At 63.9% G+C, this 15,446-nt stretch carries 12 protein-coding genes and 1 tRNA gene; 5 read left to right on the forward strand and 8 right to left on the reverse strand.

Translation table 11 applies throughout. The features are described 5' to 3' along the window. Positions 1 to 43 precede the first annotated feature (43 nt). Entirely contained in the window at positions 44 to 994 is a 951-nt protein-coding gene (locus ACLB6G_RS05895) for an MBL fold metallo-hydrolase (protein ID WP_410355219.1), read from the reverse strand. A 338-nt stretch (positions 995 to 1,332) separates the two neighbouring features. Here ACLB6G_RS05895 and ACLB6G_RS05900 point away from each other — a divergent pair, with 338 nt between their 5' ends. Then, positions 1,333 to 1,455, forward strand: a complete 123-nt coding sequence (locus tag ACLB6G_RS05900; protein WP_410355220.1) for a hypothetical protein — start codon at positions 1,333 to 1,335, stop codon at positions 1,453 to 1,455. Between the two features lie 46 nt (positions 1,456 to 1,501). Here ACLB6G_RS05900 and ACLB6G_RS05905 read toward each other — a convergent pair whose 3' ends face one another. The 7 genes from ACLB6G_RS05905 to wrbA all read right to left on the reverse strand — a co-directional run bounded on the left by ACLB6G_RS05905 (position 1,502) and on the right by wrbA (position 9,628). Beyond that, positions 1,502 to 3,160 carry an ABC transporter ATP-binding protein gene (locus ACLB6G_RS05905; protein ID WP_410355221.1) on the reverse strand — a complete coding sequence of 553 codons (1,659 nt, stop codon included), beginning with the start codon at positions 3,158 to 3,160 and terminating at the stop codon, positions 1,502 to 1,504. A gap of 4 nt (positions 3,161 to 3,164) precedes the next feature. Beyond that, positions 3,165 to 4,226, reverse strand: coding sequence for an ABC transporter permease (locus ACLB6G_RS05910; RefSeq protein WP_410355222.1), 1,062 nt, complete (start codon positions 4,224 to 4,226; stop codon positions 3,165 to 3,167). A gap of 12 nt (positions 4,227 to 4,238) precedes the next feature. Then, positions 4,239 to 5,195 carry an ABC transporter permease gene (locus ACLB6G_RS05915; RefSeq protein ID WP_410355223.1) on the reverse strand — a complete coding sequence of 319 codons (957 nt, stop codon included), beginning with the start codon at positions 5,193 to 5,195 and terminating at the stop codon, positions 4,239 to 4,241. A gap of 278 nt (positions 5,196 to 5,473) precedes the next feature. Further along, positions 5,474 to 7,087, reverse strand: a complete 1,614-nt coding sequence (locus ACLB6G_RS05920) for an ABC transporter substrate-binding protein (protein ID WP_410355224.1) — start codon at positions 7,085 to 7,087, stop codon at positions 5,474 to 5,476. Positions 7,088 to 7,803: 716 nt separating this feature from the next. Then, a tRNA-Leu gene (locus tag ACLB6G_RS05925) sits at positions 7,804 to 7,889 on the reverse strand. A gap of 34 nt (positions 7,890 to 7,923) precedes the next feature. Next, the gene (locus ACLB6G_RS05930) at positions 7,924 to 8,889 is read right to left on the reverse strand and encodes an alpha/beta fold hydrolase (RefSeq protein ID WP_410355225.1); all 966 of its coding nucleotides are present in this window, start codon (positions 8,887 to 8,889) and stop codon (positions 7,924 to 7,926) included. A gap of 139 nt (positions 8,890 to 9,028) precedes the next feature. Then, positions 9,029 to 9,628, reverse strand: a complete 600-nt coding sequence (gene wrbA / locus ACLB6G_RS05935; protein WP_410355226.1) for an NAD(P)H:quinone oxidoreductase type IV — start codon at positions 9,626 to 9,628, stop codon at positions 9,029 to 9,031. A gap of 172 nt (positions 9,629 to 9,800) precedes the next feature. Between wrbA and ACLB6G_RS05940 the strand changes: the two genes are divergently transcribed. The 4 genes from ACLB6G_RS05940 to ACLB6G_RS05955 all read left to right on the forward strand — a co-directional run bounded on the left by ACLB6G_RS05940 (position 9,801) and on the right by ACLB6G_RS05955 (position 15,445). Further along, on the forward strand, positions 9,801 to 10,553 hold the full coding sequence (locus ACLB6G_RS05940; RefSeq protein WP_410355227.1) for a competence/damage-inducible protein A: 753 nt from the start codon (positions 9,801 to 9,803) through the stop codon (positions 10,551 to 10,553). 143 nt (positions 10,554 to 10,696) lie between these two features. Beyond that, entirely contained in the window at positions 10,697 to 11,536 is an 840-nt protein-coding gene (locus ACLB6G_RS05945; RefSeq protein WP_410355228.1) for a universal stress protein, read from the forward strand. A gap of 177 nt (positions 11,537 to 11,713) precedes the next feature. Further along, entirely contained in the window at positions 11,714 to 12,550 is an 837-nt protein-coding gene (locus ACLB6G_RS05950) for a universal stress protein (RefSeq protein WP_410355229.1), read from the forward strand. 213 nt (positions 12,551 to 12,763) lie between these two features. Then, positions 12,764 to 15,445, forward strand: a complete 2,682-nt coding sequence (locus ACLB6G_RS05955) for a bifunctional acetate--CoA ligase family protein/GNAT family N-acetyltransferase (protein WP_410355230.1) — start codon at positions 12,764 to 12,766, stop codon at positions 15,443 to 15,445. The last annotated feature ends 1 nt before the right edge of the window (position 15,446 follow it).

Consider the following 15,446-nt stretch of genomic DNA (forward strand, 5'->3'; position numbering starts at 1 on the left):
CGCAGAGGCTCATGGGCCCCGTTCCGGTACCGGCCGCCAGCAATCAGCCCTGCAACTGCTCCCACATCTGAATGTCGCGCTCGGCGGTCCAGATGCGCGGTGTGTCGATGCCGCGGGCCTCGTCATAGGCACGCGCGACATTGAAAGGCAGGCAGTGTTCGTAGATGGCATAGTCGGCGAACTTGGGATCGCATTCCGCGCGCACGGCATCCCACGCATCCTTCAGCGTCCCGCCGCGCGCGGCAACGCGAACAGCCGGCCGGTAGGTGCTTTCCACGAAGTCGCGCGTGTTCTCGATGGCGGTCTCGACCATCGCCTTGCCGACCAGCGCGTCGCCGCGGCCCGGCGCGATGGCGTCCACGTCGAAGGACTTGATGGCGTCCAGCGTGAAGCCCCAGTCGTTGAAATGGCCGTCGCCGCAATAGCAGGCCGAATGATATTCGACGATGTCGCCGGTGAACATGACGTTTTCGTCGGGCACATGGATCACCGCATCGCCGGCGGTATGGGCACGGCCCAGATGCATGATGTCGACGCGGCGGTTGCCCAGGTAGACGGTCATGGAATCGGAGAAGGTCGTGGTCGGCCAGGTCAGGCCGGGAATCGATTCATGGCCTTCGAAGAGGCGCGGGAAACGCTGGAACTCGCTGTCCCAGTCCTCCTGGCCGCGCTCGACCACCATGGCCCGGGCCGTGTCCGACATGATGACCTGCTGCGCCCCGAAGGCCGAGGCGCCCAGCACGCGCACCGCATGATAATGGGTCAGCACGACATGCGTGATCGGCTTGTCGGTGACTTCACGCACCTTCTCGATCACCTTGTTGGCCAAGCGCGGCGTGGCCTGCGCCTCCACGATCATCACGCTGTCATCGCCGATGATGACACCGGAATTCGGGTCGCCCTCGGCCGTGAAAGCCCACAGCCCCTTGCCAACCTCGGTAAAACTGATCTTCTTTTCGGACAGGTCGCCCTGCGACGCAAAGGCCTTTGCCATCGTTTCATCCCTCTTTCTCAACGGTCTTTTCGCGGCGGCTTGGGCCACCGTCTCGTTGGTTACGTATGTGACAGTCAATTTTGTAACTAACAAGACCCAGCGGATACCGGCGCGCCCTGCAGGCGATATTTCCCCGCTCCCGCATCGGAACCGGCCGCAATGCATGAGCGCCGCCGGCCCCGGAAAAACGAAAAATGTCGCGGAATGGCACGAATTGAACAGGCGACGACGCATTTGGTATCGCACTGCACAATCGGATGACTATATTGGGGGAACTTCGAGCGTCCGGATGCATTTGCTTCCGGGCGCGAAATTCCTTGAGCCGAACAGGTGCAGACATGACCAGGGACCAGTGGATCCGCGAAATCAGCACGCGCGCAGCGACTTGGCATGCCCTGGCCGGTATTTACGTGGCGATCATCGCCACGATGGTGCTGACCGGCATGTCGATGACGGGATAACCGCGTGAAACGGCGGGCCTTGCCCGGCCCGCCGTTTCATGCCGTCTCAGGTATTCGCCGCTTCCCCGATATTGTCGACGCCGCGCTCCTCGAGCAGGGTCGAAAGCCAGTTCGGATCCATTTCAGGCACCGACGACAGCAACAGGTCGGTATAGGGATGGTGCGGCGGCGTGAACATCTCGTCCTTGGGGCCCTGTTCGACCACCTTGCCATGCTGCATGACGACGACCTCGTCGGCGATCGAGCGCACCGTTGCCAGGTCATGCGTGATGAACATGTAGGACAGGTTCAGATCCTTCTGCAGCCGGTCGAGCAGCTTGAGGATTCCTTCGGCCACAAGCTGGTCGAGCGCACTCGTCACCTCGTCGCAGATGATGAAGGAGGGCTCCGCGGCCAGCGCCCGGGCAATGCCGATACGCTGTTTCTGACCACCTGAAAGCTCGGTCGGATAGCGGTTGTAATACTTGGACGGTTCCAGTTCGATGAGATCGAGCAGTTCGTCCACGCGGTTCTTCAGGTCGATGCCCTGCAGGCCCATGTAGAACTGCGCCGGACGGCCGATGATCTCGGAGATACGGACCTTGGGATTGAGCGCCGTGTCCGCCATCTGGTAGATCATCTGGCATTGCCGCAACTGGTCCTTTGTGCGGTCCTTGTAGCTTGGCGGCAGTTTTTCGCCCCGGAACAGGATTTCGCCCTTGAGCGGCGGCAGGAGGCCGGTGATGCAGCGCGCAGTGGTGGACTTGCCGGAGCCGGATTCGCCGACAACGGCGACCGTCATGCCTTCATAGACATCGAAGGACACGTCATCGAGAACCTTGGTGTCGCCATATGCCGCGTCCACGTGCTGCACCGATATGACAGGCTTGACGTTCGGGTCGGTGGGCCGCGGCTTCTGGTCCCGCTTGAAGCTGCGCACAGCCCACAGGCTTTTTGTGTAGTCTTCCTGCGGGTTCTCCAGCATCTCGGCGGTGGGCGCCTCCTCCACCTCCTTGCCCTTCAGCAGCACCTTGATGGTATCCGCCATCTGGGCGACGACCGCCAGGTCATGGGTGATGTAGATGGCGGCCGTGTTGAACTGGTCGACGATGTCGCGAATGGCGGCAAGCACCTCGATCTGGGTTGTCACGTCGAGCGCGGTCGTCGGCTCGTCGAAGATGATGAGATCGGGTCTGCAGGCCATGGCCATGGCGGTCATGGCGCGCTGAAGCTGACCACCCGAGACCTGGTGGGGATAGCGGAAACCGATCTCCTGCGGGTTGGGAAGGCGCAGGCGCTCGTAAAGCTCCATCGCGTCCTCTTGCGCCTCGACGCGCTTCTGGATGCGATAGTGCAGCGGGGCTTCGGTGTGCTGGTCGATGATCTTGTGGGCAGGATTGAAGGATGCCGCCGCCGACTGCGCCACGTAGGCGATGCGCGAACCGCGCAGGGCCCTTAGCGCCGATTTCGGCGTGGTGGTCAGTTCCATGCCGTCGAACTCGATGGACCCGCCGGATATGCGGCAGCCGTCACGGGCGAAGCCCATGGCGGCCAGCCCGATGGTGGACTTGCCGGCACCCGATTCGCCGATCAGGCCGAGCACTTCGCCACGATGCAGCGTCAGGTCGACGCCGTGGACGATCTCGAACCATTTCTCGTCGGCATAGGCCTCGATGCGAAGGTCCTGGATCTTCAGCAGGACGTCTTTTTTCTTGTCTTTTGCCATGGGATCATTCCTTCAAGCCGGAGGAGCGGTAGAGCATCCAGTCAACCACGAAGTTCACCGCGACGGTGAGCAGCGCGATGGCCGCGGCCGGGATGAGCGGCGTCAGTTCGCCGAACGAGATCAGCGTCGCGTTCTCGCGGACCATGGAGCCCCAGTCGGCCGTGGGCGGCTGGATGCCGAGGCCGAGGAAGGACAGTCCGGCGATCAGCAGGAAGACGAAGCAGAATTCCAGGCCGAACTCGGCGATGAGCGGCGCGGTCGAATTGGGCAGGATCTCCTTGCGGATGAGATACCAGTTGCCCTCGCCGCGCAGCTTGGCGGCCTCGATATAGTCCATGACCACGACATTGCCCGCGACGGCCCGCGTCAGACGGAAGACGCGCGGCGAATAGATGATGCCCACCACGATGACGATGACGGCCAGGTTGGTGCCGAAGATCGACAGCATCAGCAGGGCGAAGATGAGCGAGGGCACCGACATGACCACGTCGGCGGTGCGGCCCATGACCTGATCGAACCAGCCGCCGCGCGTGGCGGCCAGCAGACCGGCAAGAGCGCCCATGACGAAGGCAAGACCCGTTGCCAGCAGCGCCAGGCCGACGGAGTTGCGCGCGCCGTAGATGATGCGGCTGAACATGTCGCGGCCGAGCTGGTCGGCACCGAGCAGCATGTTGGCATCGGCTGGCGCGAAGGAAGAGGCGATGACCTCCGCCTCGCCATGCGGCGCGATCACCGGCGCGAAGATGCCGGCGATGGCGTAGATGAAGATGACGAACATGCCGAAGCTTGCCGTCAGCGGCGCGGTCCGCAATTCCTTGGCGATGCGTTCCGGAGCCAGGATGACCAGGAACTCCTTGAAGGCGTAGGACATGCCCGCGGCCAGGGCCAGCAATCCGACAGCCATCGTGATGGCGCGCAGGGCGCCGATGCCGCCGACGATTCCCACCACGATGGAGATGAGGGTCAGGCCGAAAATGATGAGGAAGGGCTCACGCCGCTTGTAATAGGCGGCGAGGCAGGAAGCGGCGATGAGAAGGCTGTAATAGCCGATGACAAACGTGCTCATGGCTGCCCTCCCTTACTTCGGATGCCTGAGGCGCGGATTGGTCAGGATCGCCCCGACATCGGCCAGCAGGTTCAACAGGATGAAGGTCGCCGCGAAGATCAGGCAGCAGGCCTGGACGACCGGGAAATCGCGCTTGGAAACCGCATCGACGAGAAGCTGGCCGATGCCGGGATAGACGAAGACGACCTCGACGAGGACGACGCCGGTGATCAGGTAGGCCAGGTTCAGGGCGACGACGTTGATGATCGGCGCCCAGGCATTGGGCAGGGCGTGATGGGTGATGACCTTCCAGGCCGGCGCCCCCTTCAGCCGCGCCATCTCGATGTAGGGCGAGGACAGGAGGTTGATGATGGCCGCGCGCGTCATGCGCATCATGTGGGCGGTCACCACCAGCACCAGCGTGAGCGCGGGCAGGAAGGTGCGATGCAGGATCTCGAAGAAATCCATGCCCGGTCGCAGGCTGGCAATGGCCGGAAAGGCGTTGGTCTTCACAGCGAGATAGAGGATGAGAATGTAGCCGAGGAAGAATTCCGGCGACGAGATCGACGTCAGGGTCAGCACGTTGGCGACACGGTCGAACGCCGTGTTGCGCCACAGCGCGACGATGATGCCGAGGATGATGGCGAAAGGCACCGCGATGACGGCGGCGTAACTCGCCAGGAAGAGCGTGTTCATGAAACGCGGTCCGATGGCCGCGCTCACGCGCTCGCCGGAAACCAGCGACGTGCCGAAATCACCGGTCAAGGCACCCCCGAGCCAGTCCAGGTAACGTATCGGCGCGGGCTGGTTCAGGCCCATCTGTTCGCGCAGCGCCGCCACCGTTTCGGGCGTTGCGCTCTGACCGAGAACCGCCTCCGCAATATCGCCGGGCAGAAGCTCGACGGCGAAGAAAATCAGGATTGAAACGACAAACAGCGTCAACAGGCCGAGGCCCAGCCGTTTGCCTACGAGTGAGACGATGTCCCCCATGACCGAGTGTCCCTTCTCTTCCGGGCGTCTTTGCGCGGCCGCTGGCCGGAAAGCGCCCCATCTTCTTGTTGCCTAGCGCTTGCCGGCGTGTTTCCGGAATGCAAGGGCGCGGGAACTGCCGGGCAAACCCCGGATCAGGGTGCGCCTTTGCCGGTCCCGCGGCAAGCCCCGGATCGATCGGCCGGAGCGGTGGCCGACATGAGGGTCCACGGCCGTTGGCGCGGCCGCGAACCCATGCCCTGCAAGGCAGGGGCCGGAAGCCCCTGCCCGTCCTTTCGTCAGCTGAACCACCAGCGGCTCGGCGCGCGACCGCCGTCGCAGGCCCAGCTTGCCGCCAGTTGGCCATTGTGCTGGACATTGGAGCTGCGTGCGAACACGAAGTTGTTGAAGAACGGGATGATCGTTCCGCCATCGTCCCGCATCAGCATGCACATCTCGTGATACATCTCGGCGCGCTTGGCATCGTCGAGTTCCGACTTGGCCATGAGAAGCAGCTCGTTGAACCGCTCGTTCTCCCAGTGGCTCTCGTTCCAGGCAGCGCCCTTGCTGTAGGCCAGCGTGAACATGACGTCCGGCGTCGGACGCGCACCCCACGAGACCGCCGTGAACGGCTTCTTGAGCCAGACGTCGGAATAGTATCCGTCATTGGGCTCGCGCACGACCTTGATGTTGATGCCGGCCTGCTTGGCCTGCTCGGCATAGAGGACGCACATGTCGACGGCTCCGGAGAAGACGCTGTCGGCCGTGGAAAGGCTGACGGACAGGTTCTCCGCACCGGCCTTCTTGAGCAGCGACCTGGCCTGGTCCGGATCGTATTCGCGCTGCGGGATGTCCTCGGGCCAGTAGGGCTGGACCGGCGAAAGGTGGAAGTCGTTGCCTTTCGTGGCAGCACCGAACGCGATCTTCTCGACGATCTCGTCGCGGTTCATGGCCAGTTTCAGCGCGTTGCGGACGTCGACATTGTCGAAGGGCGCGGTGTCGCAGAACATCGGCATGGTGATCGCGGCGCCGGAGGGCACATTGTCGACCATGATGTTGGGATTGCGCTCCAGCAGGGCGAGCGTCTTCAGTTCGACCAGCGAGACGCAGTCCACATCGCCCGTGACGAGCGCGGTCTGGCGTGCATTCGGATCGTTGAGGATGATCATCTCGACCTTGTCGAAATAGGCGCCCTCGCCATGCCAGCCCTCATTGCGGCTGAGCGACCAGCTGACCCCGAATTCGCCGTTGTCGATCTTGTAGGGACCGCAGCCGTCGCCGCCCTGCCAGTCGATCGTGCCGTCATCGTTGGCCGGGCAGATGGCGAGGTGGTAGTCGGTCATCAGCCACGGCAGGTCGGCGATGCCGCGGGCAAGCGTGACCACGACCGCATGATCGCCATCGGCCCTGACGTCGGTGACATCGGTCAGGAGCGCCTTGGCTGCCGACGTGGTCTTGTCGCCGCGATGGTGGTTGATGGAGGCGACCACGTCCTTCGCGGTGACCTTGTTGCCGCTCTTGCCGAAGGTCGCGTTCTCGTTGAGCTTGAAGGTCCATTCGGCCGCGTCGGGGGTCGCCGTCCACTCGGTGGCCAGGTCCGGACCGAGCGTGTTGTCCGGATTGATCATCGTCAGGTAGCTGCGGTACTGGTGGGCTAGGAAAATCATCTGGCGCGTGACATATGTTCCCGGATCATGGGTATCGGACGTGTTGCCGTCATGAATGCCCCAGCGGAACGTCCCGCCGCGCTTGGGTGCCTGGGCATGAGCGTTTGTCGTCCACAGGCCGCTGGCCGTGGACGCCGTCAGGCCGGCGGCCATCGTCCACGACATGAATTCGCGCCGCGATACGCGGCCAAGCCGCGCTTCCTGCGCGATGCGTTCGATGAGCTGCTGATCGGATCCCTTTGACATGGTTCCTCCTTCTGTTCCCATTGTTTGGCGGCCGAGAGCGCGGCCGCATGACGCACACTGAGAGCCGGACCACGAAACATCATGATCACGGCATGAATTGGTGCTGCCCTGATCGAAGCATGTGAGAGCACAAAGGTCCATACCAACACTATATTCCGGCACCGGAAATTCGCGTGGCATCGATATTGCATTGCGAAAACATGGCATATTTCAATTGTTATTATACTTGTCCACACTTATGTCGTATGGATAACGACTTTTTTGATAAGTATATTTCGTATTTTTGCTTTTGGTATATTGATTTGTTTTCGACCTGCCGCCGGGTTTTCCGGTCAATCCGGGCATGGCAAAGCGGCCAGATGAAGCGCCCTGACCCGAGGCTGCAAGATTTTGCAAGTGTTCAACTCGCGATACAAAAAAACTTCGCGCACTCGCGTTTTGCAGTGATGCAACACTTTTTTTTGACCTTGCCGTTCCGAATCAATCCCCGGATTGCAATTCATGATTGATCCCGATCCATCCCGGCAACACTCCCGGCGGCGCACGAACCAGCGCTTGCTGAAGTGTTGCCGATGGTTGGGCCGGAGCCAGTCCGGTATTGCGCTTTCGCGGCAAGCCGGCATCAAGCCCTGCTGCGCGCAACGGCGACGAGCGATTCGGAAACCGGCCGCAGGCGGGCGGGAAAGCACAGGAAAAACAATCAGGAAAATCTGAAATGGTGCCCCCTGCCGGGCTCGAACCGGCACGGCCGAAGGCCGAGGGATTTTAAGTCCCTTGCGTCTACCAGTTCCGCCAAGGGGGCACGATCCGTCCGGTAGCCCGGACCGGCGATCCGATCAAGCCGGAAGGGCGCGCGCAGCCATCGACTTGACGAAATTGGCGGTTGCCTCGGGCGCCGCGTATTGCACCATGTGGCCGACGCCATCGAGGAGGCGCACCTCGCATCCCGGCAGGCGTTTTTCCATGGACAATCCGTGGCGGCGGAAATCGAGGACGCGATCAGCGGTGCCGAACAGCACAGCCGCCGGCATCGTGATCTCGCCCACCCGGGCCTCGATCGCGGGCATATCGCGTTCGACACTGACGAGATCCGTCGAGGTGGCGTAGAAGTGCGACGGGCGAACACCTGTCAAGGCGGCGCCGCCAACGGCGTAGTCCTCCGGCGGCCTTTGCGGACCGAAGACGAATTCCAGCGTCGCCTCCGTCGCCTTGACCGCTGCCGGAATGGCATAGGTGTGGACAAGGAACTTCCGCAGGCGCGGCGAGCGGATATGGAGGGGACGGAATTCCGGCGCGACCTCGGGGACGAAACTGGTGAGCGGCGCGATCAGTGCAAGGCCGGCCACCTTTTCCGGGGTCGTCAGGGCAGCCGCCAGGGCAACGGCGCCACCCAGCGAATGCCCCACATAGAGCGCGTTCTCCACGCCAAGTTCGTCGAGAATTGCGGCGATGTCGCGCGCATGCGTGGTCAGGGTGCCGTCATCGCCCCAGTCCTGCGCGGAATAGCCCGATCCGCGCCGGTCGATGGCGATCAGGCGGTAGCCCTGCCCCATGGACGGCCAGAGCGGAATGTCGAAATGATGCAGGTTCCCGCCCAGCCCGTGGATGAAGACGACCGGCCGGCCCTTGCCCCTGTCTTCCACGTGGAATTTCCGGCCGTTGACGGTGACGAACTTGCCGGTTGGCGGAACCATGGTCTCTGCGAACCGGGCGATGCCGCTGGTCTTTCTGGCATACCACCAGACATGCAATGCCACGGCGAAAAGACCGAGGAAGATCGAGAGAAGAACGGGCGAGCCCATGGGAGCCGGAATTCCCCTTTGGTGAATGGCCTGTGCGGGGAATGTGGCCCATGATCGCGCCTGCTGCAATGGCATGGCGCAGCAAAAAGGCCGGGGCTGCGCGCCCCGGCCTCCGGCTGTGGACGGACGGGTCCGGCTATCAGCCCTTCAGTCTTGCGGCGATGGTCGCGACGCGGCGGCCCTGGAATGCCGCGCCTTCCAGTTCCTGCTGGCTCGGCATGCGCGAGCCGTCGCTGTTGCTGGTCGTCGTCATGCCGTAGGGCGAACCGCCCCGCACGACGTCATTGCCGGTCTGACCGTCATAGGCATAGGACAGCGGAACGATGATCATGCCGTGGTGCTGAAGTGCGGCCTGGGTCGTGAGTATCGCCAGTTCGGCGCCGCCATGCTGGGTGGCTGTGGATGACATCACCGAGGCGACCTTGTCGATCAGCGCACCCTTGGCCCAGAGCGGACCCGTCTGGTCGAGGAAATTCTTCAATTGCGCCGCCATCATGCCATAGCGTGTCGAGACACCGAAGATGATGGCGTCATAGTCGGCGAGTTCCATCGGGTCCGCGACAGGGGCTTCCTGGTCGAGCTTGTAGTGCGCGGCCTTGGCGACATCTTCGGGCACGAGCTCGGGAACGCGCTTCACGGTGACGTCGGCCCCTGCTTCGCGCGCGCCTTCGGCGGCGGCCCGGGCCATCGCTTCCATGTGTCCCCAGCTTGAATAATAGAGAACCAGAACCCTGGTCATTGCAGTCTCCTTCAGCGTTCATGCGGACGGCTGATCCGCGACACCCCTGACATACGGGCTCCTTCAGCCGAGAAAAGATGAACAGCGGACGACGCATCGTTCACCGAAATGAGCACTTGTCCGAGCGCGCGCGATGGCGGATTTTCCTCTGCCACAACAGGAGTGAACGCGCATGGGCGAGATCGTTACGGCCGGCATGGTGGTCATCGGCGACGAAATCCTTTCGGGACGGACCAAGGACCGCAATGCCGGCCATCTGGCGGACATGCTGACGGCCGCGGGCATCGACCTTAGGGAAATCCGTATGGTCGCAGACGAGCAGGCGGCCATTGTCGAGGCGGTGAACGCGTTGCGTCATCGTTTCACCTACGTCTTCACCTCTGGCGGCATCGGCCCGACCCACGACGACATCACCGCCGACGCCATCGCGGCAGCCTTCGGCCTCCCTTGCGATAACGACCCGAAAGCCTTCGAACTGCTGGCGGCCCACTACGAGAAGCGGGGCATGGAGTTCACGCCCGCGCGTCAACGCATGACGCGCATGCCGCGCGGCGCGGCGCATATCGACAACCCGGTCTCGGTCGCGCCGGGCTTCATCATCGGAAACGTCCACGTGATGGCCGGTGTTCCCTCGATCTTCCAGGCCATGCTCGACAACGTGATGCCGACGCTCAAGACCGGTGCGCGCCTGATCTCGCGCTCGGTCCACTGCCCGTTCGGCGAGGGCACGATCGGCGACCTGCTGGCCGCCATCCAGAAAGACCATCCCGGCACGGTGATCGGTTCCTATCCGAAATACGAGGGCACGCGTTTCTGGACGGATATCGTCGTGCGGGCACGCTCCGAGGACGCGCTCGCGCCGGCGGTCGCAGCGGTGGAAGCGATGGTGCGCGCACGCATCGAGGCCGGAGCGCCGAACATGTAGGCACCCGGTCCGATCCCCTGCCCGGCTATTGATGCCGATCAAGGCGCTTGGATGTGCGGCCCCTCATGTTACCCTTGATGAAGCGACACCGGAAAGCCGATCAAGACAGGCTCCGGGTCCGAACTAGGGAGAGGACCGCCCCCATGACCTACAAGACCATTGTCACGATCATCCCCGACGCGGAAACCGGCGCCCGTGTGCTCGACACGGCCATACTGGTGGGCAGCAAGAACGACAGCCACATCATCGCCGTCCATGCGGAACCGAGCGCCGCGGCCTATGCCACGCCGATCGGCTTTCCCGATGCCGGCGTGCTGGAAACCAATATCGAGGAAGGCCGGGAGCGTGCCCGCGAACTGAAGGATCGAATGACGGAAAAGGCCCGCGCGGCCGGCGTTTCGCTGGAATGGCGGGACATGGAGAGCTTCATCGGCGACAGCGCCGTGGCCGCCCTTTCGTCGGCCTATTGCGCGGACCTGGTGATCGCCGGCCAGCCTGAACCGGGCAATGCGGCCGCCCCGGCAGACGACGTGGAAGCGCTGCTGTTCGAAGGCGGCCGGCCCGTCCTCTTCGTACCCTACGCTGCCCGTATGCCCTCGAACATCGGCCGGGTCCTCGTCGCATGGAACGGAACACGCGAAGCCGCCCGCGCGACATTCGACGCCATGCCCTTCCTGCGCGAAGCCGACAAGGTGGAGGTCTTCACCGTCGATCCGCCGACCAATGCCGACCAGAGCGGCGCCGTTGCCGGCGCGGAGATCGCGGCCGTGCTCGCCCGCCATGGCGTCGACGTCACCGTCGAAACCCAAATCTCCGACGGCGTTCCGGCATCGGCCATCATCGAGAACAGGCTGGCGGATACGCAGGCCGACATGCTCGTCATGGGTGCCTATTCCCACTCGCGGCTGGCCGAGCGGCTGTTCGGAGGCGTCACGCGCACCGTGCTGAAGTCCATGCCGACCATCACGCTCATGTCGCGCTGACGCTCTTGCCTGGCACGATGCAGCCCGCCGTGCACAACGGCGGGCTTTTTCGTGCGCAATCATCGCCCGTCTTGACCGACATCAAGGCGATTGTGCACTGCGGCATCCATTGTCTCCCCAAACAGCCGGACCTGACAGACGCCGCACAGGCGAGGTCGCGGTGCGAAGGAGAGACCGATGAGCTACAAGACGATCCTGGCATTCCTGCAAAGCCCCACCGACGAGGACCGGGTTCTCGACGTGGCATTCCCCGTCGCCCGCCAGTTCGGTGCCCATCTCATCGGCTTTCATGCCGAACCGGACCGCGCGGCCGTGGCTTCGCCCGCCTATTATGCCCAGATGCACAAGGCCGTGGAACAGGCCGAGCGGTTCGAGGAACGCATGGAAACCATGGCCAAGCGGTTCCGCGACCGGGCCGCGCGCGAGGATGTGCTGTGCGAATGGCGCTCGGCCGCCACGCGCAGCATGGAGACATCCGGCGCGGTGATCGACAGCGCGCGCTGCGCGGATCTCGTGGTTGTCGGCCAGCCTGACGGCAAGGCTTCCTCGAAACTTTCCGCCGAAATCGAACGGGTGATCTTCGAAAGCGGCCGGCCGGTGCTGTTCGTGCCCTATGCCGCCCGCATCCCGGCCCGTTTCGACCGCGTCATGGTGGCCTGGAACGGAACGCGCGAATCGGCACGCGCCACGTTCGACGCCCTGCCGCTCATCATGGGCGCCAATGCGGTGGAGGTCTTCACCGTTGATCCGAAGCGCGAGGACCAGACACCTGTCCTGGCCGGCGCGGAGATCGCGGCCGTCCTTGCCCGCCATGGCGCCAACGTGAAGACCGAGACCCAGATTTCCGACGGCATCCCGGTATCGGCCATCATCGAGAACCGGCTTGCCGACACCCAGGCCGACCTGCTCGTCATGGGCGCCTATTCGCGTTCGCGCTGGTCGGAGCGCCTGTTCGGCGGCGTGACAAGGACCGTGCTGGAATCGATGCCCTGCATCACCCTGATGTCGCGCTGATACGCGTTTCGCTTGAATTCCGGTGCCTGCCGTGCTGCAACCGCCGGAATTCGCCATGCGCTGCCTGTTGGTCATGATTTTTTCCGGGGGGGAGATCAGGCTGTCATGACAAATGCTGACAATGGCGGGGAACCGGGCGGAGCCGAAGGGCATTCGTTCACGAACCAGCCGAAAAAGGAAAGGCCGGAGTCCGCTCCGGCGAAGTATCCAGTCATGGGACCGACAGAACTCTCCCCTCTCTTCAACCCGGAATCGGTCGCCGTCTTCGGTGCATCCGAGTCGAGCGATTCCGTTGGCGCGAAAGTCTTCGCGAACCTCGTCGACGGCGGATATGCCGGAGACCTGATCGCCATCAATCCGAAGCATGATTCTGTTCTGGGCAGGCCGTGTTTCCCGACGATCGGCGCGGCGGAACGCGCCGTCGATCTGGCCGTCATCGCAACGCCCGGGCGCACCGTCGCCCAGATCCTCCGCCAATGCGGCGAGGCGGGCGTGCGCCATGTCGTGGTCCTCTCGGCCGGTTTCGGCGAGACGGGCGACGCCGGCCATGCCAGCGAAACCGAACTTGGCCAGATCGCGCGGCGCTTCGGCATCCGCTTCGTGGGTCCCAACTGCGTGGGGATCGTCCGGCCCTGGCTCAATCTCAACGCCACATTCCTGAAGTCGGCGCCGCCGAAAGGACGCCTGGCGCTGGTGTCGCAATCGGGGGCACTGTGTTCGGCCATCGCCGACTGGGCCGCGCCCCAGGATCTCGGTTTCTCGGCCATGGTGTCGCTCGGCAATTCCGTGGACATCGACTTCGGCGACGTCCTCAATTTCCTGGCGACCGACCCGAAGACCGACGCCATCCTCCTTTACGTGGAGGGCGTTCGCCATGCCCGCTCCTTCGTCTCGGCGCTACGCGTCGCCGCGCAGATCAAGCCGGTCATCGTGCTCAAGGCCGGACGCTACAACCAGTCGTCCAAGGCCGCGCACACCCATACCGGCGCGCTGATCGGTTCGGATGCAGTCTTCAACGCGGCGCTGGAGCGCACCGGCGCGGTGCGCGCGCATACCTACGGGCAATTATTCGCGGCAGCGGAGATCCTGTCTGCCGGCAAGCGGGCGGCGGGCAACAACATCGGCATCATCACCAATGGCGGCGGCGCCGGCGTGCTTGCGGCCGACCGTTCCGGCGACATGCGCATCAACGTGCCCTCCCCGTCCCACGAAACCGTCGAGGCGCTGGACAAGATCCTGTCTCCCTTCTGGTCGAAGGCGAACCCGATCGACATCCTGGGCGACGCGGGCCCGGAAGCCTACGGCGCGGCCGTGAAGGCCGCGCTGGCCGACAAGGCATTCGACGGTGTGCTCGTGCTGCTGACGCCGCAGGCCATGACCGGCCCGGTGGAAGCCGCGCAGGCCGTGCTCGACGCCATTCCGCCGCGCAACCGGAAGCCGATCCTCGCCTGCTGGATGGGCGAGACAACCGTCAGGGAGGCGCGCAAGCTGCTGTCCTCCAACGGCATACCGGACTTCATGACACCCGAACGGGCAATCGAGGGTTTCTTCTACCTGGCGCGCCACGAACTGAACCGCAAGCTGTCGCTCGAACTGGCCAGCCCCATGTCAGACCTGGAGAAACCCGACCTGCAAGGCGCGCGGATGATCATCCAGCAGGTGCTGGCCGAAGGGCGCGACATGCTGTCGGACCTGGAATCGAAGGCCGTGCTCAGGGCATTCCGCATCCCGGTCAACACCACCATCGAGGCCGACACGCCCGCCAAGGCACTTGTCGCCGCACAGACCGTCGGCTTTCCGGTCGCCGTGAAGATCAACTCGCCGCAGATCACCCACAAATCCGATGTCGGCGGCGTGCGCACCAACGTCAACAGCGCCGGCACGCTCCATTCGGTGGTTCGCACCATCATGGAGAACGCGAAGGCGGCGCGGCCCGATGCCGAGATCAGGGGCGTCACCGTGGAAGCCATGGTCGACATGCCACACGGGCGCGAACTGATCGCAGGCGCCAGCCGCGATCCGGTCTTCGGTCCGACCATCGTGTTCGGTGCCGGCGGAAAGATGGTGGAAATCCTGGAGGACAGTGCCGTCACGCTGCCGCCGCTCAACGCGGTGCTTGCCCGCAGGCTCATCCGGCGGACCCGCGTGTCCCGCCTTCTGGAAGCCTATCGCGACGCGCCCGCAGCCGACAGCGAGGCGGTGATCCAGGTCCTCATGCGGATTTCCGACATGGTCTGCGAGATCCCGGAAATCGAGGAACTGGACATCAACCCGCTGTTCGCCGGCCCTGAAGGGGTCATCGCGGTGGATGCGCGCATCCGGGTCTCACGGCCGCCGGCCACACAGGGGCGCTACGAGCATGTCGCCATCGCGCCCTATCCGCGCCATCTGGAGCGCGAGGACATGCTGCCGGACGGGCGGGCGCTGCTGATCCGCCCGATCCGCCCCGAAGATGCCGAGAGCGAGCGGGAATTTGTTCACAACCTTTCCGACCAGGCACGCAAGTTCCGGTTCATGCACGCGCTCAACGACCTGACACCGACCATGCTGGCGCGGTTCACGCACATCGACTACGCGCGGGAAATGGCGCTGATCGCCATCACCGACATCGACGGCAAGCCGACGCAGGTCGGCGTGGCGCGCCATGCGGTCAATCCGGACGGGAAGACCTGCGAATTCGCCATTGTCGTTTCCGACGCCGTGCAGGGCATGGGCATCGGCACGCGGCTGATGCAGGCGCTGATGGACGAGGCGCGCGAGCGCGGCCTGTCCATCATGGAAGGCACGGTGCTGGCCGAGAACCGCGGCATGCTGAAGCTGATGGAAGGGCTCGGCTTCACCGCGCGCCGGTCGCCGGACGAGGCCGACATCATGATCGTCGAACGCTGGCTCTAGG

The sequence above is a fragment of the Zhengella sedimenti genome (genome assembly GCF_046506625.1).
Lineage (GTDB): Bacteria > Pseudomonadota > Alphaproteobacteria > Rhizobiales > Rhizobiaceae > Zhengella > Zhengella sedimenti.